General features: G+C 43.6%; 17 protein-coding genes and 1 pseudogene. 3 read left to right on the plus strand and 15 right to left on the minus strand.

Annotation, left to right across the window (positions count from 1 at the left end):
- Nucleotides 1–49: 49 nt before the first annotated feature.
- From MHI01_RS03410 to MHI01_RS03435, 6 genes are all read right to left on the minus strand, one after another.
- Complete coding sequence (locus MHI01_RS03410; RefSeq protein WP_340982526.1) at nucleotides 50–673, minus strand: hypothetical protein; 624 nt, start codon at nucleotides 671–673, stop codon at nucleotides 50–52.
- A gap of 171 nt (nucleotides 674–844) precedes the next feature.
- Nucleotides 845–2,572 carry a thiol reductant ABC exporter subunit CydC gene (gene cydC, locus MHI01_RS03415; protein ID WP_340982527.1) on the minus strand — a complete coding sequence of 576 codons (1,728 nt, stop codon included), beginning with the start codon at nucleotides 2,570–2,572 and terminating at the stop codon, nucleotides 845–847.
- A complete protein-coding gene (gene cydD, locus MHI01_RS03420; RefSeq protein WP_340982528.1) occupies nucleotides 2,569–4,392 on the minus strand; it encodes a thiol reductant ABC exporter subunit CydD in 1,824 nt (607 codons plus the stop codon). Before cydD ends, cydC begins: the two co-directional genes overlap by 4 nt.
- 14 nt (nucleotides 4,393–4,406) lie before the next feature.
- On the minus strand, nucleotides 4,407–5,420 hold the full coding sequence (locus tag MHI01_RS03425) for a cytochrome d ubiquinol oxidase subunit II (RefSeq protein ID WP_340030335.1): 1,014 nt from the start codon (nucleotides 5,418–5,420) through the stop codon (nucleotides 4,407–4,409).
- The gene (locus MHI01_RS03430; RefSeq protein WP_047842991.1) at nucleotides 5,420–6,784 is read right to left on the minus strand and encodes a cytochrome ubiquinol oxidase subunit I; all 1,365 of its coding nucleotides are present in this window, start codon (nucleotides 6,782–6,784) and stop codon (nucleotides 5,420–5,422) included. The genes MHI01_RS03425 and MHI01_RS03430 overlap by 1 nt, the downstream gene beginning before the upstream one ends.
- 394 nt (nucleotides 6,785–7,178) lie before the next feature.
- Entirely contained in the window at nucleotides 7,179–8,570 is a 1,392-nt protein-coding gene (locus MHI01_RS03435) for an MFS transporter (RefSeq protein ID WP_340982529.1), read from the minus strand.
- Between the two features lie 109 nt (nucleotides 8,571–8,679).
- Between MHI01_RS03435 and MHI01_RS03440 the strand changes: the two genes are divergently transcribed.
- A complete protein-coding gene (locus MHI01_RS03440) occupies nucleotides 8,680–9,555 on the plus strand; it encodes a LysR family transcriptional regulator (protein WP_340982530.1) in 876 nt (291 codons plus the stop codon).
- A gap of 32 nt (nucleotides 9,556–9,587) precedes the next feature.
- Nucleotides 9,588–9,752 (plus strand): annotated as a pseudogene (locus MHI01_RS03445) (GNAT family N-acetyltransferase); the annotation flags it as partial.
- 59 nt (nucleotides 9,753–9,811) lie between these two features.
- Here MHI01_RS03445 and MHI01_RS03450 read toward each other — a convergent pair.
- The 9 genes from MHI01_RS03450 to MHI01_RS03490 form a co-directional block, all read right to left on the minus strand.
- The gene (locus MHI01_RS03450; protein ID WP_340982532.1) at nucleotides 9,812–11,002 is read right to left on the minus strand and encodes an MFS transporter; all 1,191 of its coding nucleotides are present in this window, start codon (nucleotides 11,000–11,002) and stop codon (nucleotides 9,812–9,814) included.
- A gap of 132 nt (nucleotides 11,003–11,134) precedes the next feature.
- Nucleotides 11,135–12,559, minus strand: a complete 1,425-nt coding sequence (locus MHI01_RS03455) for a 6-phospho-beta-glucosidase (RefSeq protein WP_340982533.1) — start codon at nucleotides 12,557–12,559, stop codon at nucleotides 11,135–11,137.
- Between the two features lie 28 nt (nucleotides 12,560–12,587).
- The gene (locus MHI01_RS03460; protein WP_340982534.1) at nucleotides 12,588–14,477 is read right to left on the minus strand and encodes a beta-glucoside-specific PTS transporter subunit IIABC; all 1,890 of its coding nucleotides are present in this window, start codon (nucleotides 14,475–14,477) and stop codon (nucleotides 12,588–12,590) included.
- A 178-nt stretch (nucleotides 14,478–14,655) separates the two neighbouring features.
- On the minus strand, nucleotides 14,656–15,537 hold the full coding sequence (locus MHI01_RS03465; protein WP_340982535.1) for a LysR family transcriptional regulator: 882 nt from the start codon (nucleotides 15,535–15,537) through the stop codon (nucleotides 14,656–14,658).
- Nucleotides 15,538–15,665: 128 nt separating this feature from the next.
- Entirely contained in the window at nucleotides 15,666–16,421 is a 756-nt protein-coding gene (locus MHI01_RS03470) for a carboxymuconolactone decarboxylase family protein (RefSeq protein ID WP_340982536.1), read from the minus strand.
- Nucleotides 16,422–16,620: 199 nt separating this feature from the next.
- Nucleotides 16,621–17,595, minus strand: coding sequence for a hypothetical protein (locus MHI01_RS03475; protein ID WP_340982537.1), 975 nt, complete (start codon nucleotides 17,593–17,595; stop codon nucleotides 16,621–16,623).
- Nucleotides 17,595–18,086 carry an RNA polymerase sigma factor gene (locus tag MHI01_RS03480; protein ID WP_036615805.1) on the minus strand — a complete coding sequence of 164 codons (492 nt, stop codon included), beginning with the start codon at nucleotides 18,084–18,086 and terminating at the stop codon, nucleotides 17,595–17,597. Before MHI01_RS03480 ends, MHI01_RS03475 begins: the two co-directional genes overlap by 1 nt.
- Nucleotides 18,087–18,271: 185 nt before the next feature.
- Nucleotides 18,272–19,855 carry a histidine-type phosphatase gene (locus MHI01_RS03485; protein ID WP_340982538.1) on the minus strand — a complete coding sequence of 528 codons (1,584 nt, stop codon included), beginning with the start codon at nucleotides 19,853–19,855 and terminating at the stop codon, nucleotides 18,272–18,274.
- A 240-nt stretch (nucleotides 19,856–20,095) separates the two neighbouring features.
- Nucleotides 20,096–20,515, minus strand: a complete 420-nt coding sequence (locus MHI01_RS03490; RefSeq protein ID WP_340982539.1) for a DUF3237 domain-containing protein — start codon at nucleotides 20,513–20,515, stop codon at nucleotides 20,096–20,098.
- Between the two features lie 137 nt (nucleotides 20,516–20,652).
- Between MHI01_RS03490 and MHI01_RS03495 the strand changes: the two genes are divergently transcribed.
- Nucleotides 20,653–21,855, plus strand: coding sequence for an MFS transporter (locus MHI01_RS03495; protein ID WP_036671164.1), 1,203 nt, complete (start codon nucleotides 20,653–20,655; stop codon nucleotides 21,853–21,855).
- Nucleotides 21,856–21,860: the final 5 nt, after the last annotated feature.

Raw genomic sequence — 21,860 nt, forward strand, 5'->3', positions numbered from 1 at the left:
ATTATACTATATGCCAAGAAAGATTGTTGTTCACCGTTTGAGACACGCCCTAGTATCTCTCTGATTCCTTAAATATCATATAACGATGGACACCTCTGACAGCATGCATTGCTTCCTGTAATAGCTGAATCGCAGTTTCGCGTTGTCCCGCTTTTAGTTCGATCGCTGCAAGAAGCGAAGATCTCATCCAGACCTTGTTAATGGATTTCAAGTGTTCCCTCGCCTGCTCACTTCTTCCTTCTTCCATAAGCAAATACGTTTCATAATATGTACGATAATCCGATCTACGCATATTCTGCACCGCAGTACGAACAGCTACCAAGTCGTTGCGATAGATGCCATAGGCTGCATTATAGACTGCTTGGGTCCTTTTATTTGTGTCCTCATTTCTGATGCGCTCTATTGTGTGTTCCAATTCATCATCAAGTCTGTTTGCAAGAGCGTAATAGATATAAAGCTTTGGGGTATTCTCCTGTCTGCGTAGAAAAGCCTCGACGCGCTCCATGCGTGTTTCCCAACCCAGAGGATAAAAAATACGAATGGTAAACATGATCAGAGTAGCGGTGAGAACGACCCCAAGTATCCAAAACAGAGATTGGTCATTCATCTTCATGTACACAACAAATAAAAATACGGCCAAATAAAAAACAATATCCCACTTATACTTTCCCATCTCCATCTCCATCTCCTTCATAGACATAAAAAAACTATTATATCAAAACAAACCCCAAGGAGTATATGCACTGCATCCTTTGGGGTTTAGTTAGATTTATAAAAATTGATTTATTGAAATTTTCTTCATTAACGACAACCGACAGTATTATCAACTCAATAGTCTAGATTCTCACGCCCCGGCGTCTCCAATCATTTGTCGTTCAATTTGTTTCATTTCATAAAAATAGCCTTTTTGCTCCATCAGCTCACAGAAAGAACCTGATTCCACGATCTTGCCTTGGTCCATGACCACAATCCGATCCATCTCTTCCAATCCCGTCAGCCGATGGCAGATCAGAAGAAATGTATCTTCGGATGCTTGTGCAAGAAGATGCTGGAGCACATGTTTCTCTGTGACGTAATCCAACGAAGAAGTTGGTTCGTCCAGAAGCCATAACCGTCCTTTGCGTAGCATGGCCCGTGCGAGAGCCAGCCGCTGCTTCTCACCATCCGACAGGTTCTCCCCTTTTTCATAGACCATGTCGGTCAACAACTTATTCGGCAGTTGGACTTTATCCAGCACAGCCGACAGTTGTTCATCCGAATGATCTTCTCCATTCAGCAACAGGTTATCCCGGATGGTTCCCCGGAAGAAGTGGCTTTGCTGCAACACGACATTCGTCCCTTGCCAAATGCTCTCTTCATTCAGTTCCTTCATCGAAACATCGTTTAATCGTATATCGCCAGACGTTGGTGCGCGCAGCTTGAGTAACAAATCAATAATCGTTGACTTGCCTGACCCGCTCGGCCCGACAATCGCTGTTTTGGAGCCTGCTGCAAGTTGCAGAGATAGCTCCCTCAGCGCCGGTCTCCATTCCCCTTCATATTGGAAGTTAACAACGGATAGGTCAATCGAAACCGCCTGATCGGCTGAAACTTCACCGCTTGGCTGTACAGGTTGTACATCGGAGGTTGGCACTGTTTCCGCCAGTCGCTGAGCGGCGTGTTCGCTGTCCTGCTTATATAGAGGCAATATAGCCATTGCGGCAGCTTCTTCGAACACGGTCTGCGTGGCCAGGATCAACATGGCGAGGAATACACCTGCAAACGCTCCATTCACAATTAAAAAGGCGCTCAGTGCCAGCACTCCCCATGTAACAAGATACGTAACAAAAACGTGCATGGATTGCCCGCGCAGCAAGTGCGAAGCGGCTTGCCTCTGTTCCGTTGCCAATGCAGCAGAAGCCTGCTGAAGCTGTTGCTCACGCTGTTCCAATTGGCCATATACTTTCAAATCCCTGAAACCATACAACACTTCGGTTACTTCCGTGGACAGCAAGGCCCGTTGCTGGCGGACACGTCCGTTTATTTTTCGCTGACCTAACAAGACAATACCTGGTACAACAAATGCCGTAATTAGCATACCTAGTACTAACAAACACGCAATCCAGATCGAAAAGGCCGAAGTGAACAGCATGGTAGCCAAAAACACCATAACGACCATGATGGGTGGATACGCGACCCGCAAAAAGTAATTTTGCAAACTTTCCACATCACCCACGATCCGCGCAAGCAGATCCCCGCTTCGGTTTTTGTTCAATATACCTGGCGTTACCGGGATCAGTTTGGCAAAAAAGGACGTCCGCAAACGGCTCAGCATGGAGAATGTCGCCCTGTGCGAATACAAGCGTTCCCCGTAGCGACTTGCCGCTCGAAGGAAACCAAGTAGTTTGACCATGGAGGTGAGTACAATTAAGGTGTACAGCGGTGGCGCAAATACTGTTTGAGATATCATATAGCCACTCGCGGAAAAGAGAGCTACCCCTGCTATGCCGGCGATAAATCCGCCCAATATCGAAAGCAAGATATCCTTGCGCTCCTGAATCATCGCTTTTGACAGAATCGTCAGCTCATTCATGCTAACCCTCCTTTCCCTTGTACATCAACCATCTCCGCATATTGAGGCAGGCGCGCCAGAAGTGCTTCATGATGTCCTGAATCCACTAATACCCCACTATCCATAAACAAAATGTTGTCCGCATGTTGAATTGTATATAAACGGTGTGCCACCGTAATCATCGTTGCCGTTTTGGCTAATGCCGCAATGGATTGTTGCAATACCCGCTCGGTGTGTAGATCCAGACCAACGGTGGGTTCGTCGAACAAAATGACGGATGGTCTCTTCAGAAAAGCACGTGCTAAGGCAAGTCTTTGCTTTTCCCCACCAGACAGCCCCCGGCCACCTTCACCAACAAATGTGTTCAGTCCCTGCTCCAATTGAGCGACAACGCCAGCAAGTCCTGCTTCCTCTGCCGCCTGCTCAATTTCAGCTCTGGAGACGTTCCGACCCGCGCCAATCGCGATATTTTCGGCAAATGTACCTGCAAAAATATACGGATGCTGTGTAATATAGCTAACACGTCCAAACCATGCAGCCTCATCATGTTGTGAAATCTCGCTTCCGTTAACCAGAACCGCTCCCGAATCTGGTTTCAGTAAACCGGCAATGAGATGAAGCAGCGTGGTTTTACCTGAGCCGCTTTTGCCTACAATAGCAATCTGTTCTCCCGGTCCAATCGAGATCTGTCCTGTCTCAAGTCCAAAGGAATCAGGTGTGTACTGGAATCGGACATCGTTCAGTTCAATGGTTGGTGGCATTGGAATCAACTCGGCACGAGCTGTACGAAGCTCTTCCGTCTTTGCAATTGCATCGACATCGGTTAATTCGCTTTGATCCGGTCCTTCTTCAGGCTTCGTTTGTGTGCTCTTGACACTAGTGTCCGCGAGCATCTGTTCCACCTTGCGAATGGCCCCCATACTGGTTCGCCCGCTGTGAAAAGCCATTCCTGTATTCTTCAACAGACTGTAAAACTCAGGGACGAGTAACAACACGAGAAAGGCTGTGTGGAAGCTCATCGATTTGAACACGAGTAACTGGATAGCCAGTTCAAGCGCGACAATACCAATGCTTAACATCACGATGGATTCCAGCATAAACGTATTTGTAAATGCAATCTTCAAAATGCCCATGGTGGCATCACGATACCCCAGACTGCTGCGTTCAATCTCCTGCTGTTGACGTTTAGCCCGTCCGAATATTTTCAACGTAACCAGCCCTTGAAGCGAATCCAGAAATGTACCGGAAAATTCAGCCAGTTGCGCGTATTTTTCTTCTGATTTGTTCTTTGTCTTGAGCCCAACCAAGATCATGAACAGCGGGATAAACGGTGCCGTAAACAACATAATCCAGCCTGTGTTAGAGTGCTGCGTAAACGTAACAACCAGAATCAGAATCGGGATCATCGCAGCTTCCATCATACGCGGCATGTACTGACTGAAATAACTGTCGGCCTCATCCACAGCATCCAAAGCAACACTGACCTTTCCTCCCGTCTGTCCACTCAGGGTTGAAGGCATGGAAGCGCGGGTCAGGTTCTGCAACACAGATGCTCGCATATTCGTCTTGGCGCGTGCTGCCATATGCAAGCCCACTTTCCCATTACCATACGACAACAGTGAGCGTACAGCCATAATAACCAGTAATAGGACAAGCAACAGGACCACTGATGAAAAGGAAGCTTTCTCTACAAAGATTCGCTGGACTGCTTCAGCCACCAAGGTGGCCTGGCTTATAATAGCTACACCAAGGGCCAGCGAAATGATCGCAAGGAGAAGTCTGTTTTTTCGTTGTAAAGACATTTGCTGCGAGATCAGATTGGATTTGCCTCTCCTTTTCATTGAACGCTCCTCCTTTATTTTTTCCCTTTCACATAATCCGCATCAAACAGGAACAGTTTGAAGACCAGGATTAGAGAAGGAATTAACAAGCACAGACCACCGATAAACACAACGACGAGTGCAAAACCCATCGCTGGTGGTGTCGCGCTACTCTGAATGGTGATGTATGGATCGAGAATGTAAGGATATTGCCCAATCCCGTAAGCGAAAAAGGCTGTGAGAAATTGCAGCATGATGCATATAAAAGCTAAACCATAACGGCGTCCGTTATATAACAGCCACATGGCAATCATGAAAAACGCAACGGAAAGCGCCAGCAGCCACCATAAATCCATCATATTTTGAAAATGACGCTCATTGTGTTGACCCAAATATATAAATGCAGTCAGCGCGAGAATAATGGTCGGTGTGCTCCAGAACAAAGCATAGTTCCGCATCAGCTTCAATGCCGAATGGTCCTCTGCGCGAGAAGCGTAAAATGTGAGAAATGACCCACTAATGAACAATACGGACACGATCGCCAGTCCAACGATGCTCCACGATAATGGATTCGTAAATAGTGCCCAGTAATCCAGGGAAACGGTATCTCCCTGCTTCAAAATAAAGCCACCTTCAGACAGGGTCAGTGCCACTGACAATGACGCTGGAATAAGTAGACCCGTAGCTCCATATAAGAACAAATACACGATACTTTTTTTGGAACCATAATTTTCGAAAGCATAGAACGACCCACGAATGGCAAGTAGAATGACGGCAATACTTCCTGGAACAAGCAGCGCGGAGCCATAATAGTAAGCAGTATCCGGAAAGAATCCAACGATGCCAATATAGAAAAAGACAAAAAATACATTGGTGATCTCCCAGACCGGTGATAGATAACGGGAGATCAGACGATTAATCAGGTGATCCTGCTTTGTCAGGCGTGCATAAAAGGCGAAGAAACCTGCTCCAAAATCAATGGAAGCTACAATAAGATAGCCGTACAAGAACAGCCAGAGTACCGAAATACCAATTAATTCATAACTCATTATGCCTGGCCCCCTTTCTCGGCTGATTGATCATGCTTCTCCTTCAACCATTTCTCCATCTCGAGTTCAGCAGGATTGTTATTGAACAACCGTCTCAGTACGACGACACACATAACGCCTAGCAGGATGTAGAGAAGCAAGAAGACGAAAAATAAAATTCTCACACTCGGTGAAGAAGTAGCGGCCTCTTCTACCCGCATATAACCTCGGATGATCCATGGTTGCCGCCCGATCTCTGCATAGAACCAACCCATCTCAACGGCCAGAAAAGCAAGCGGTGCACTCAGTGCAACCATACGAAGCATCCACTTGTTAAACTGATTACGTTTCTTCCAGAATACAAACAGAAAGTACAGACTTGATATAGCAAGCAGAGCGAATCCAATACCAGCCATTAGATCAAACAAATAATGCACAAGTAAGGGCGGGTGTTCATCTGGTGGAAATTCGTTCAGCCCGGTTACCTCGGCGTTAAAGTCTCCAAAGGCAAGGAAACTGAGCAGTTTCGGCAAATGAAGAGCGCCTATAATTTCATGTTCTGCATTCAGCCATCCCAAAAAAATCAAATCCGCGCCGCTTTCCGTCTCGAAATGCCACTCGGCAGCTGCGAGCTTCTCCGGCTGATGCTCAGCCAAAAACTTGGCAGACACATCTCCAGCTAAAGAATTTAACAAACTGAATACCAGCACAACGGCCATCATGAGATTCAAGCCTTTTTTGTGGTAGGCTGACACTCCTTTTCTCAGCATCGCAAAGGCTGCTATTCCTGCTAACAGAGCAGCTCCTGTCAGATAAGCCGAGCTTAATACATGGAACACTTTGGAGAACGTCGCTGTATTCAGCATCGCTTGCACGGGGTTCACTGCCATGAATTGACCTGCTTCCATGACAAAACCTTCAGGCTGGTTCATGAATCCGTTCACTGTTGTAATAAAAACAGCAGACATGCCTGCCCCGGCGACAATCGGAATAGTCAGCAACCAGTGGATATACGGATTTTTGAACCGATCCCACGTGTACAGATAAATGCCCAGGAATATTGCTTCAAAAAAGAATGCAAATACTTCCATAAATAGTGGCAGTGCAATGACATTCCCGGCAAGTTTCATAAAATTCGGCCATACCAAGGCCAACTGTAGTGAGATCGCTGTGCCTGTCACGACACCAACCGCGACAGAAATGACAAACCCTCTGGACCACCTCTTTGCCATAAGTATGTAATGGTGATCCTTCTTCCGAATGCCGATGAACTCTGCAATAGCAATCATCAAAGGTACGCCGACACCAAGCGTTGCAAAAATCACGTGGAACCCGAGCGTCAAACCAGTCACTAGCCTGCTCCATAAAACCGTATCAATAGCCATTCTTTGTGTTGCCTCCTTTCAAACTCTGTTCAATTTAGAAACATTCAATATCAGATTTGGCCAAGCTCAATGCAGAATTGCGAAAAATTTCACAAAGTTAGGTATGACGATATCTTGCCACACCTATAATGCGTTTACTCCTGTAGGCCCCCGATAATAACAATCATTGGATGCCTATTAAAATCTGATATTGATGCACTTAATGTACTAACCAAGCCTATTAATCAAAATTATTATATCTTTATTTTTACCTAATTCAATCAAAGACACGGCTTCTACCCTAAACGTTCAAGAAAGGATCAACTCTTTCTGACAACTTGGTGAAAATCAAAAAATACACCCAATGGAGCTATTGATTCATTGGGTGTAAACGTGTTATTGCACGGAAGATTCTCTATTTTACTTTCTCCGGACTCACCGCACCTGCCTCGCGACGTATGCTCATCATGATCAGTGATGCAGCTAATACCGTAAGGATGATTCCAAGCATCTGAAATCCTGTCACATTGAATGTATCCCCCATAACAATTCCAATCAATAACGACGATAAAATGGTCCCCAGATAGCGTGATGTATTAAAAATACCCGATGCGACTCCAATCATTTCTTTCGGTGTGCTTTTAAACAGTGCTGCTTGCATACCGACCGCGTTTAGGCCGTTACTTATGCCAAATAAAGCTAAGGCAACAATGATTATGAAGATTGGAGAAGTTTCATTCATAACAACGATCAATATAGATCCAAATGTCATTAAAGAAGCGGATACGATCAGAGCTGGCCGTGATCCTGATCTGTCAATCCAGCGCCCTGCGATCGGAGCAATAATGACCGAACATAACCCCAAAGCTAGCATGCTCATTCCTGTATGAACTTCGTTGAGATGACGTACCTGCTTCAAATACGTAGGAACTCCAAAAAAAAGTGCGTAAAACAGGATGTTCACCAACATGTATTGCACATTCACCCAAGTCATCTCCGGATATGAGGCAAACGTTCGCAGAGGGATAAAAGGCGTGGCTGCTTTTAATTCATGTCGGAAGAACATGACGAGTGCGATTAACCCGATCCCCCCTGTCAGCAAATGCCATGTTGAAATATCTCCTGTGGAATTTACTGAAAGTAAACCGATGAGCAGAGTCACCAAAGCTACCGTAAACATCAGGATACCTGGTGCGTCAATTAACGCAAGCCATTGCCGAATGGACATGTGACCAGAGATAGACGGAGATTGCTCGTCCTTCGGGATTGTTTTCCAGGCGAACCAAAAACTCACCAAGACAAACGGAATATTAACGAAGAATATGCTGTGCCAGTCCCACCAATGAATCAATACTCCACCAATAAAAGGTCCAATTGCAGCCGCTCCAGAAAGGAATATAGCCAAGGTGGACAAGGCGGAGGCTTGTTTTTCAGTCACGTTCATTCTGACAATCGCCATTCCGACGGCCACCATCATGCTTGTGCCAATTGATTGAACAATCCGGAATACGATGAGCCACGAAAAACTGGGAGACCACGGAGCTAACATGGACGATACAAAAACAATAACAAGACCCATGAGGAAGATCTTCCTGCGGCCAAACAAATCACTACACTTGCCCATGACGGGTTGAGCGACAGCACTGGCAATGTAAAATGATAAAATAATCCACGAAACGGCTGTAAAATTAAGTTGATACACTTGTTGTAACCTGGAGATTGCCACCGAAATCATGGAGGAATTCAACGGATTCAACATAATTCCGAGTCCAACAGCTAACATCAATCCTTTATTTCGAACGTTCATTGGTGCACCTCTCTCTCTTCTGCTGTTATCTTACTTGAACGTATTCATTTATTCCAACGCATTATATGTTATGATTTGATGAACTAGAAGGAATGAAGGGATGGTGCAAATGGAGCTTCTTCAACTAAAATATTTCCTGACGGTGGCCCGATGCGAACATGTTACGGAAGCTGCGGGAAAGCTGCATGTCACGCAATCCTCCCTGAGCAAAACGATACAACGATTAGAGGACGACCTGGGAGTCCCTTTATTTGATCGAATCGGGAGAAAGCTGCGACTAAACGACTTTGGAAGAACATTTCTTCAGCGAACTGAAAAAGCCTTATTTGAATTGGAACAAGGAAAGCGGGAAATTGCTGACCTCTCCAACCCGGATCAGGGTACACTGCAATTGGCGGTGACTACGGCAAGTACTTTGCCAGGTATACTCCGGGAATTCCGAAAAAACAAGCCGGATATTCAGTTCCATGTGCAAATGGTTTCGTTAGAAAACATGTCCAGACTCCTACATCGGGGCGAGGTGGACTTTTGCCTCTCCTCCCCTCCGATTGAAGGTGACGATATCAAATGTCAGATACTATATGACGACCCGATTGTAGTCGCTGTTCCTATGGGTCATCGATATGCAGACCGAAGCAGCATTCAATTAACCGAGCTTAAGGATGAGCGGTTTGTTGGGGTGAAGCAAGGGTATGGGGTTCGTGATATGGTAGATTCCGTATGTCAATCCGCTGGTTTCCTACCGAAGTATGTATATGAAGGTGATGAGCCTGCAAGATTAACAGCCCTTGTGGAGGCGGAGATCGGTCTCGCGTTTATACCTAGCACAGCCAGAAACCCGCATGAGCGCATTAAATATCTTCAGGTAGAGGAACATCAACTCGTACGGGAAATCGCTCTACTTTCGCACAAAAACAGGTATATTTCCAAAGCCGCTTTAGAGTTTCGCAGCTTGGTTATGGACTATTTCAGTGCTATGCCATGAGCATAAATTCAGTCCAGAGGAGTCCATTCGAACATCTGAAATTCCACCGCATAGAAGCTCATATTAATGTGGATAACACCCCTTCCATGAAACTGGCAGAGAGTGTTGGTATGGAATTCGAATGTCTACGTAAAGGGTTTATACACGAAAATAATGAATGGAACGATCACTTGGTGTATTACAAAAATTCTATTTAAACGGTTCATACAACTTACTCTAAAACAAGGGAACTCCATATCAAGAAGTTCCCTGTTTTCTATGTTTGTTGAATATTCTTCTTTTTGCGATGAAGGGTTACTATTCCCAAACTAACTACTGAAATCCATAATAGAATCATTGCATTACTTGAGACTAATGATTGCACTGTATCTAGTTGTAATAATTGCGTAATTAACCTTCCTTCATACGGTGAAAGTGTGGCTCCCAAGTTATACGCGATCAGAACAATGGTCGTACCCAGCTTTGCCATTTTGGCGATTTGTTGTGCAAAAGTATGCAATAAATAGGGCATTATACAGCGGAATGAAAACCCGATGATCATTGAGCACACGGTAGTAAGAATAATACTTTGCGAGATCGTCGTAACGAACATCGAGCTTCCAAGTAACAGAATCGATAATGGAACGATATAGTTACCGAGTGTTTTGTATACTTTCCCAAAAGAAAAGCCGGCAACAAAAGCTCCCAAACCTATAAATGCAATCATGTTGCTTCCGTTTGTCGCAGTTCCGATATTTTTTTCCAAAATCAAAGGAGTAATCTGTAAATTATAATTGATGAAGATAGCTACAATCACAAATAATAAGAGACCATAGCCGATCATGACTTGAAGGGCTTTTTTATTATTTGTGTACCTTGAATTCGTGGTGACCTCTTCTCTTCTATTATGCTCTTTTTTATCAGAAGGAACGAAAATCAGGAATGCAATGAAAATAGGAAGTGCCAGGGCGTAGACATAAAATGATGTGTGCCAGCCCATTTTCAATAGTTGACCAACGAGTAGTGTTAGACAAATGCCTCCTAATCCCTCAAAGGCACTTTCTAAGCCGATTACGGTTGCTTGTTTAGCTGGATTCTTATGATACATATCACTGATCATCTGAATGATGAGCCGGTTAAATAAACCTACACCTAACCCAAACAAACAGCGAGAAATGAACAGCAACGAAAAAAGGTCATGATACAATGCAGGGAATACTCCCGCAATGAGAACAAGTCCTAATCCAGTTAGTATAGTTGCTTTCTTCCCAATAAGAAGTTCAAGTCGATTAGCAATTAACACACCAAGAATGACAAATAATGAAGGTATGGTCGTTAATAATCCTACATGTGTTACCGATATCTCTGGAAAATCATTGGTTATCGCAGGAATGTTAGCGGCAATCACTGGACCTGAAGAAATTAATAACGCAACGGACAATAACGAATATGTTTTAAGCTTCTCCATGGATATTATAAAAAACCAACTCCTAATGTTTGTTTTTTACTCCATATGGCTGGCAGTTAGCCTTGATGCTGCGATAAATGGATAAAGCAGTAACGCATAAGTCGATGACTTCATACGTTACTGCTCAGTCGATTAGAGTTCTTTGCCGTTACTTTGAATAACTTTTTTGAACCATTCAAAGGATTTTTTCTTGCTGCGTTTCAACGTACCATTTCCAGCGTCATCTTTGTCGACATGAACGAAACCGTATCGTTTACTCATCTCTCCTGAACTTGAGCTTACTAAATCAATGCAACCCCAGGACGTGTAACCCAACAACTCTACGCCATCTTCTTCCACTGCTGTTATGAAAGCTTGGATGTGTTGACGCAGATACTCGATTCTATAATCATCCGCAATATATCCCGTCTCATCAGGAGTATCTATCGCTCCTAGACCATTTTCAACGATGAATAGTGGCTTTTGATATCGGTCATACAAGGAGTTCATTGTAATTCTTAGACCTACAGGATCGATTTGCCATCCCCATTCACTTGTTTTCAAATGAGGATTGCGCAGTGTCGGAAACAGGTTAGCTGCCGTTTGTGTGTTTACTTCCGGGTCTGCACTGGTTAATCGTGAACCATAATAACTGAACGAAACGAAATCAACCGTATTATTTTTCAAACATTCCTCGTCCCCGTCTTCCATGGCTAAATGAATATTCATTCGTTCTAACATTTTCTTGGCATAGTTTGGGTATTCTCCTCGGGATTGTACATCGACGAAGAAGTAGTGCTCGCGATCTCTTGTCATGGCTTTCCAGACATCATCTGGTGCACATGTATACGGGTAAGTGTTGGCACCTGCTAACATACAGCCAATCTTAATTTCCGGGTTAATTCTACGCGCAATTTCAGTTGCTTTTGCACTTGCGATCAATTGATGATGAGCCGCCTGATACTTCACAGCATCCTCATTCTCACCTTCTTCAAACACTAGGCCTGAGCTACCAAAAGGTAGATGCAACAGCATGTTAATTTCATTAAAGGTAAGCCAATACTTCACTTTATCTTTATAACGGGTGAAGATCGTTTCACACAGTCTCTCATAATAATCCACCATTTTTCGACTTCTCCACGATCCAATAGTTTTCACCAAATGAATAGGGACATCAAAATGGGTAATGGTGACTAACGGCTCAATGCCATACTTCAAACATTCATCAAATACATTTTCATAGAATTTCAAACCCTCTTCGTTGGGTAACTCGTCATCTCCATTAGGGTAGATCCGAGTCCATGCCAAAGATAAACGGAAACACGTAAAGCCCATTTCTGCAAATAAAGCAATGTCTTGTTTATACCGATGATAAAAATCAATAGCCTCATGACTCGGATAAAAATGTTCTTGATCACACTCCAACATTTTTAACTGTCCTCGCATGACAGGAACACGATCTTTCCCTGCCGGGATTACATCAACTGTGGATAGTCCCTTGTTGCCTTCGGCATATCCACCTTCACATTGGTTAGCAGCAACTGCCCCACCCCACAAAAAGTCTTTTCTTAAAGTCATTAAAACACACTCCTAACCTGTAGTTTTGTTAAGCTTTGACAACCAACAATGTATTGTTAAAATCAATATTTTGGGGACTAGTCTCTGCGATCACATCCGAGTAACTATACGAATTGGTTACAATAACGGGCGTTTGAGTGACATATCCTTCTTGTCTGATTTTGTCCAGATCAAAAGTCAGCAAGGTCTGTCCTTTTGTGATTCTCTGACCTTCTTCCACGAAAGCCTCAAAATATTTTCCGTTCAACTTTACCGTATTTAAGCCGACATGAATAAGAATTTCGACTCCTTCATCGGATAATAGTCCAATAGCATGTTTCTTAGGAAATAGGGACACAATCATGCCATCAAATGGAGCAATGACTTTCCCCTCGCTAGGTTCAATAGCAATTCCTTTACCCATTGCCTCTGAGGCAAACGCTACATCTTGTACATCCTGAAGTTGAATAAGCTGACCTTTAAGTGGAGTTGCAATAACAGAATCTTTAATTGTAATGACTTCATCCGCAACCCCACTCCCTTCGTTCGCATTTGAAACAGTATTCTGTGAAGGTGCATCTTTTTCATATTTCAAACTGAGCAAATAGGTAAGTACAGCAGTTACGACAGTTGTTATAACAAGTGCGATCAAAATGTTATATAGATTCCAGATATTTTCACCAATGTACAGAGGAATCGCCGGGATTCCTGAAGCGCCTGTTGCGTAACGGGAAACATCCATTAGCCCTGCAAATAGTCCCCCACTGGCAGCTCCAATCATACCCGCGACAAGTGGGTATCTCTTCGGTAAATTTACGCCGTAAAGAGCTGGTTCCGTGATTCCCATCAACGCGGTGATCCCACTGGAAGCTGAAATTTGTTTTAATGCTTTATCCTTGGTTCTCATCCCTACAACTATTGCCGCAACACCTTGACCTATACAATTGATCATCGCCCCAGGACCGAGGATATTCTCATAACCTGATGTGGTGATTTGAGCAATGGATAGAGGCACAATATTATGGTGCAGCCCAAACATAACCAGTATTGGCCAGAAGGTTGCAACCAGGAAAATAACCAGCCAGCTACCATGTGCGCCCAAGAATTCAAAGCCCATCGCTAAATACGTTCCGAAAAATGACCCCAGCGGCCCCAATACGGTTAAGGCCAGAATTCCCGTTACTAAAATAGTGCACATGGGAACAAAAATAACTTTCACTGCATTCGGAATGATCCTTTTAAACAACGATTCAATATATGATTGAGACCAAACTATTAAGAGAATTGGAACTACAGAAGAACTATACGATACAAGAGTTAGCGGGATTCCAAAAACACTTACGTCAGTCCCATCCAAACGCAATTGTGTCAAGTTGGGATGGAGTAAAACACCGGCTAAAACGAGTGCTAAGACTGGACTGCATTTTAGTTTGTTTGCAGCTGAAAACGCCAACAAGAATGGTAAAAAGTAGAAAATAGCATCTGACATAAGACTTACGACATAGTAGGTTTGGGAATCTTTTGAAATCCAGTTGAACAAAATAAGTAGAGCGAGTAATGCCTTGATCATACCAGCCCCAGCTATAGCAGGAACAATCGGACTAAATGTCCCCGAGACGAAATCGATTAATTTCCCCAAAATACTAACTTTCCTAGCTTGAGTTGGTTCACCCGATGAACTCGCGTTAGGTTGAAGATGCTTGATCACTTCTTTGTAAACGTCTTCAACATGTGTGCCGATGACGACTTGAAATTGTCCGCCGCTCTCAAGCGCATCAATAACACCGTCCAACGATTTAAGCGCTTTTTGATCTGCTTTATTAGTATCATTCAGTGCAAATCTAAGCCTAGTCATACAGTGAGTCAGAGTGGATACATTCTCACTACCGCCCACTTTCTCTACAATATCTTGAGCCAACTTCTCGTATTTCTTGCTCATCCAATAATGCCCCCTCTTGTTGTTGCCATCTAAATGAATGAGACCAAAAGCGCTCTAAATAACTTCTCTTTGCAATAAAAAAAGCTATTTATCTGAAATACATAAAGGCTGCATTCATTACACCTTTAAAATATCATCTGATAAACAGCTATAGCCAATACCTATAATTCATACTTTATTATGCCTGAAAGGCATGCCTGATATGTTCCAAAAAACGTACCTCCGTTTGACTGAATACCTTATGTTTTTTCCAGACAATCACTGTTGGAAACTGAAGTTCCGGTTGAAAAGGTCTGAAGCATAATGTGTCAGACTGCTTCATTGCAAGCGCACCCTCAATACAGATGGCCGTCCCTAACTCCTCCTCTACGAGGTTAAGTATGTTAGATATTAAATTATAGGTCGCAACAAAGTTTAAATGTGCATACTCATCGGCAAACCAGCTTGCAATCTCATTCTGTACGACAGATCGGCTGGATATGAGCAGAGGCACTCCGGCTAAATCGGTTGAAGTGACATATTCTTTCTGGGCAAGAGGTGATGAGGTCTTCATAAGGACTCCCCAGCGTTCCTTCTGGGGCAGTCTGATGAAATCGTATTTCTCAATGTGAATGGGCTCTAACAAAATGCCGACATCGAGCAGTCCTTTATCGATTCGCTCCTTTATGTCATCCCCCGTTCCACTATAGATGTGATATTTAACCTGCGGATACTCCATATTGAAGTCTTTTAATAATTGTAAAATAACATTGGACGTTAATGATTCAACACTCCCGATCGATATGGTTCCTCCAACCAGGTTGTTTTGATCTTTAAACTCTTTCTCTGTTTTATCCGCAAGTGTGAGAATTTCTTCTGCTCTTTGACGTAGAAGCATGCCTGCATCTGTAAGTGTTATTTTACTTTTCCCGCGTATAAACAATTGAGTTTCTAAATTTTTTTCCAGATCAGCCAACTGTCTGCTTAACGTTGGCTGTGTCACATGTAAGATCGTTGCAGCATGTGTGATATTTTCTACTCGAGCTACTGTCAAAAAATATCGAAGTACTCTTAACTCCATAATTCCTCCTGATTTACGTTCATTTAAGTGTCTACTGAATCATTCATTTCTTTACTATACCTTCCTGTTAACCAGAAGAAGACAGTTGATTGGGATAATCAACTGTCTGTTGTTTCAAATAAAGAAGATTATTTCTCTGGAATGATCTCATTAACGCAGGCTAAAGCATTTAGTGTTCGAGGAAATCCCATGTAGGGAAGGCAGTGAGTTAGAGCGGTGATCATGGTTTCTTTATTATTGCCAACATTGATGTTACCCTGAACGTGTGCTTTGACTTGACTATCCGCACCTCCGAGTGCACTTAGTATACAAAGGGTAAGGAGCTCTCGTGTTTTCAGATCCAGACCTCCGCGGGTATAGAAGTCTCCAAAACAAAATGCTGAAAGATAGTCCTGTATATGCTTCTGATTTGACGGGGCATTTTCCCGGTTTTTCTCAATAATATCGCCAAAAATCTCTTTTTGAATACCAAGTCCTTTGTCAAAGCGATTATCTTCTTCAACCCGTTTTTGACTTTCAAGAGGCAGTGCAACATTTCGCTCTTTGAACACTTCATTCATTTCCGATATGGCATTTAAGGTTTTGGGGAATCCCAAATAAGGTGCGCATTGATAGATTGCTTCTTGGATCTCCGTTGGAGTCAACCCAACATTTAGCGCTGCACGAGTATGTGCTTTGAGCTGTGGCAACGTTTGATTAGTAGCCAGCACGACCAAAGTAATAAGCTCACGTTGCTTATCGTCAAGGGCACCTTGATCGAAAATTTCACCAAATATGAAGTGACTCAATATGTCCTGAAATTCAGGATGTGCAGCATATGCCGCTGGAACTCCCTCGCCGAATAGTCTTTTATATGTTTCCTGGCTCTTTTCGATTCGATTCATATTCATCTAACCTCCTGTTTCTTTTTAGTTAAAACTAGGTGTACCCATTTTACATTGAAAGAGGAAAGAATCCATATCCTATTCATATCATTTTATTGCCTAATCCTATCAAATGATTGTTTGTTGATGAAGAAAAGCGAACAAAGCACTTGCGTGCCCTGTTCGCTCTTCTTGGTGTAGCCATATTACTGTCTTCGCCTTACTCGCCCAAGCTGTCCCAGAATGATTGGAACGCGCCTTTCTCCACTTCCAGGAATGCCGGAACATTACCATAACGAACCAGACCTTCTTCACCAAACAGAACCAGTGGGACCTGCGTTTTGTCTTCCAGCGTGAGATAGATGATCTTGCGATCTTCCTTGCCGTAGAGGTTCTCTTCCAACTCCGGGCTCGTTGCGATCGGTTTGGCAGCATTTAGCGATGAGATAAAGCTGTCCAGTGCTTCATCCGCTGCTAACGGTTGAAGCTGCTGCAATCCGTTGTTCCAGCTGTCGAACGTCTCCCATTGCGCAGAAGTGATGTTGCCTTCGAGATGAAGCTTTCCGATCAAGTCTGCTCCGCTACTGATGGTGATCCCGTTATTTTTGTCGAATAGTTGAGCATACACCTGACCATCGATCTCGGTGTAGGACATGATGCGGAAGTCCTTGTCATAGCCATTGACCGCATAGATGTCTGCTTCGCCAATGTTGGAAGCAAGCTCCGTATATTTATCCTGGCCGCTCAGTTCATTGATGCCACCAGTTGTAGTGCCAAGCTTCTCACCCCGCAGGTTGAGTGCATTTGCGCCTTCAAGCAATGTTGGGGACTGCGTATATACGTTTCCTCCATATACAACCAGTTGCATCATATCAGCCATCGCGCCTTTGCCCTGTGAACTCGGCAACTCCATCTTCGGAATCACGATCGGGTCAAACGACGCGCCTGGAGTCACCGCTGCCACCTGTGGTGTTGGTGCGGCTGGTCCATTGAATTGTTGCCATACACTTGGCGCAGCCAATCCAATGCTGGCAGCGATAACAACACTTGCTGCAATGTATAGTGGTTTACGTTGACGTTTTGGTCCCTGATGTTGCGTGTTTAAGGATTGCTCTACCCGTTTTTTCATTTGCTCGTTTGTTTTCATATGATCCACCGCTTTCTTGTAGTTTTGTTTGAATTGTTCTTCGTTCATTACAGTTCCTCTCCTTCCAGCTCCAGTTTTAACAGCTGTCTTCCTCGTTTCAATCTCATTTTCACTGCTGATTCGCTAATCTCCAGGATCTCGCTGATTTCTCGGATCGGATAATCTTCGTAATAATACAGATGAACCACCGATCTATACTTGACGGGCAGTGACAGCACAAGTTCGATCAGCGCGTGATCTTCAGGGTTGTCTGTTGTAAGAGGATCGACTCCCTCCAGCTTGACCTCCCGTTTGCGCCAGCCTCTGCCTAATAAGGATTTGCAATGATTGGTGATGACCCGAATCAACCATGCTTTTTGATGCTCCGCATCGTTGAACGTAGGGGCTTTTTCTATTAGTTTGATGAAGGTATCCTGAGTGGCTTCCTCCGCGTCTTCTCGTCTGCCGAGGTGCACCATGGCAATCCGGAACAGCGTATCCGCGTATGTCTCATAGACTTTCATCACATGATCGCCCAGCTGGGGCACTGATCGCTGCATGGTTGGTATGCCCTCCTTTATACCTCTAACACTCTTACGGACGGCATTTGGTCACATTTTGTTTTAGGATTTTTTTACTGGTCCATTTCATTCAAAATGCAAAAAAAGAAAGCAGCCCCATGGAGAGGAGTTGCTTTCTTCATCTTCGTCTTTATTTTCATATAAAATGCATATCGTTTCACCGATTAGAATTTCTTCTGTAAAAGCTCAATGTTGTCTTCCAAACTGCTGTCCAAGCTTACGCCTACCTTCTGCAGTTTGTTTTGGTAATATGCTTTTACATCTTCCCATTTATAGTACGGATAGGTCTTTGTTTCGATCGGGAACGCGATCTCTTCTTCATTTCTAAGCATTTTCACGAGAACATCCTTACCATTGGAATACAGAATCCATTGAATATTTGCTCCCATTGGTGAGATAACCGAGCCATTCCAGTTTTGGGTCACGTCCTGCGGTTTGTCGATACTCACATTAGCTCCGGCGATATCCAGGAATGAAGATAGTGGAATGATGGTTTCTGCGTGAGCAAAACGAAATATACCAGCCGTGTCTTTTTGCTGAATGGACTGGTCGGTAGACACGATCAACTCTTTGACCAGAGGTGCAATGATATTTTGCGGCAGATCCGTTGAGGTTAAAGATGGACCTTTTTCATAGAAATCATTGATATTGTCAATGCTCTCGTACCATTTTAACTGATTAGCCGTGAAATACCGCCCGAATTCGAAGTCACCTTCTCCTTTTATATTCGAAGAAATGATGTAGAGTTCATATAGATTAGAAGCAGCCTCGGTTGGGTTGCTGAGCTTCACTTTTCCCTTCTCATCTTTCAGTTCAAACTCTCCAGCGTTCAGCCGTTGATAGAAGCCTTCAGAGAGAAATTGCAGAAGGACCTCTTTTGCATAACGCGTTCCAGTGTTCTGTGTGACATAATCCTCGTATAACTTAACCCAGTCTCCATCTTCTACGTACTCGTTATACTTCGTAGCCAAGTCGTAGGGCCGTAGATAGGGGTCTTTCCCTTCTTCAAAAGCTGAAGCCAGAATGTCTACCTTGTTATCTCCCAAGCTTTCCTTTAACCCGTCAATAAACTGATCTCTGCTCTGCGGCGTTCGATCTTTGAAGGTTGCTTGTGCAATCACTTTTTTATCCGATGTAAAGAGTTCTTTGAAATTCTGCCCAACTCTGGCCCCTATTCCTTTCAGTTCTTCTCCACCCGTAGTGGATAACAATCCATAATGATCTTTTTCAACCTTCATCAGATTGCCAATTTCCTTCTTCAGCTCTTTGCCCAGATTAGTGATCTGCCCGTCCTTTTCAGCGATGTCGAGCAGTTCAAATAACGTCTTGTCGTACTTGGAACTGGATAGATGTCTGGAACCATGTCTCCCTATGTAGTTAATAAATATGGGTTCATATCCAATAGGAGCTTTTGTGTAACTTGTTTCCTTAAAAGGATATGGCGTTTTGGTACCGCGGTATCCCTGCTGCTGATCATCCATTTTTTGTCCAACAAACACCGATTGGGTGTTGTTATCCCAGTCTACCTCTTGCCCCAAGGCTTCACCAATCGCTCTTGCAGGTACATAAGTGACCCCATTGTAGAGAAATGATTCGCCTTCCACCCTTTGTCCGTTCACAACCACATTAGCCGATTGTTCAGAAACTTCGATCATGCGTTTGGAGCCTGCACCATATGCGTCAAACACACTTACAGACGTTAAGATGGCGAGTGATGCTACTGAAATCCCGATTTTTTTGATCATCATAATGAATAGTTTTCTCCTTATTCCGCCTAATATGGGTTTATTTTCGCTCATCATACTATAGGTGTGAAGTGTCTGCGCCGTATCCATCCTATGTTAATTCATTGTAAAAGAGTACATATAAATATTGACGTAAAGTCTCATACGACAAAAAGAGCCGCTCCTTAGCGACTCTCGATCTGCATAACCGGCTATCTTGCTCCGAGACACATGAACAAAATAGTTATCACATGTCTCGCACTATCATAGCGCCCTATATATTTTTATATCTATCCCTGACTCCGTCGGATGACCTTCTCCAATAAGTGCCTCACGGTTCAAGAAGGATAAGGCTTTGCTGTCTGTAATCATTTTGGGGGAAGTACGAAATAAAGCAGTTTTCAGCGTTTTATCAATATTTCCGTTATTTTCGATATAAATTTTGCAGGAATGCCCTGAGTTGTCGGTTCCTTGGAGCATGTATCTTGCCGATAGCGTATGCGGACCACCATTCTTCCCGATAATCTGCGTATCCACTCCTCCACCCAGCACAATTCCCTCAAAGTAATTTCCGGTTACGCTGCCTGTAAAAGTAATCATGACAACCGAATCATCTTCGCTATTCTGTAAATCAAATGATTTCTCAATGTTCACATGTACCGTAAACAATTCCTCTAATTTCACGTGTTCCCACCTCCATATGAATTCAATTATAACTCTACTCACTAAAAAAAAGATTTACATATTTCCTTCAAATCATTTAAAATGGTTTACACAATGTAAAGGTTAACAAGTTGTAAATGAAGGGGTTAATGACGTACATGAGTACATTACCAAAATCAGTTCGCTTTCCACTGTTCATTCTGATGTTAAATCTGTTTATTGCTTTATTGGGGCAAGGGATGCTCATCCCCATATTGCCGGAGTATTTGAAGCTTTTTCATGCGGGAGGCACAGTAGCAGGATTTTTAGTTGCAGCCTTCGGTGCCGCTCAATTCTTCTTTTCCCCTCTCGGGGGACAACTGTCTGATCGATTTGGACGCAAAAAGTTGATCATTGCGGGTATGTTTCTGTCTGTCATTTCAGATATCATATTTGCGCTGTCAACGTCATTGCCGTTCCTCTATGTCGCACGGTTTATCGGTGGAATCAGTCTTGGTTTAATGGTTCCTGCCAACCTCGCATATGTCGCCGATATTACAACGCCAGAGACACGTGCAAAAGGTATGGGCTATTTCGGCGCAGCTATGAATTTGGGGATGGTTCTCGGACCTGGTCTGGGCGGTCTCATCGCCGAGATGGGCATTCGCATGCCCTATTTCTTCGCAGCGGGTCTGGGACTGATTGCGGCCCTGATGACGCTGCTATTGCCTGAGACACTTCCCCCCGAGAAAAGAACGGTCTCCATCCGTCTTCAAAAAGGAGATCACTTGGGCAAGAAAATCTGGAGTTCTTTTAAAGTCCCCTATTTCAAATACTTGATTGTGTTGCTTGTCATGACCTTTGGTCTCATGAGTTATGAGACAGTATTCGCGCTTTTCGCAGAGCAAAAATACGGATTCGACGCTGCAACAATCTCCATCATTATTACTTTGGGCGCGATTATCGGTATCGTTGTGCAGATCTGGCTTTTGGATTGGTTCGTACAGAGAATAGGTGAAGTTAAGTTGATCCGTCTCTCCTTAATAATCACACCCATAGCTTTATTGTTAATGTTAATTAAGGTCAACCTTGTGTTTCTGTTGTTCGCTTCTGCGTTATTCTTTGCCTTTAATTCGTTTTTACGACCTTCGGTCAGCACGTTAATATCCAAAAATGCAGGAGATCGGCAAGGTTATGCATCGGGTCTGAATACTACATTTTCCAGTCTCGGCACGGTGATTGGGCCGCTGATCGCAGGACTATTGTTTGACAAAAACATAAACTTCCCGTATATTTTTGGTGCAATTATGCTACTCGCTTCTCTCGGACTGACCTTGAACGCATTTCGTTCGAAGAAAGGACAATTGTATACAAGTGAATGAAAACT

The organism is Paenibacillus sp. FSL M7-0656 (assembly GCF_038003225.1).
Classification (GTDB): domain Bacteria; phylum Bacillota; class Bacilli; order Paenibacillales; family Paenibacillaceae; genus Paenibacillus; species Paenibacillus amylolyticus.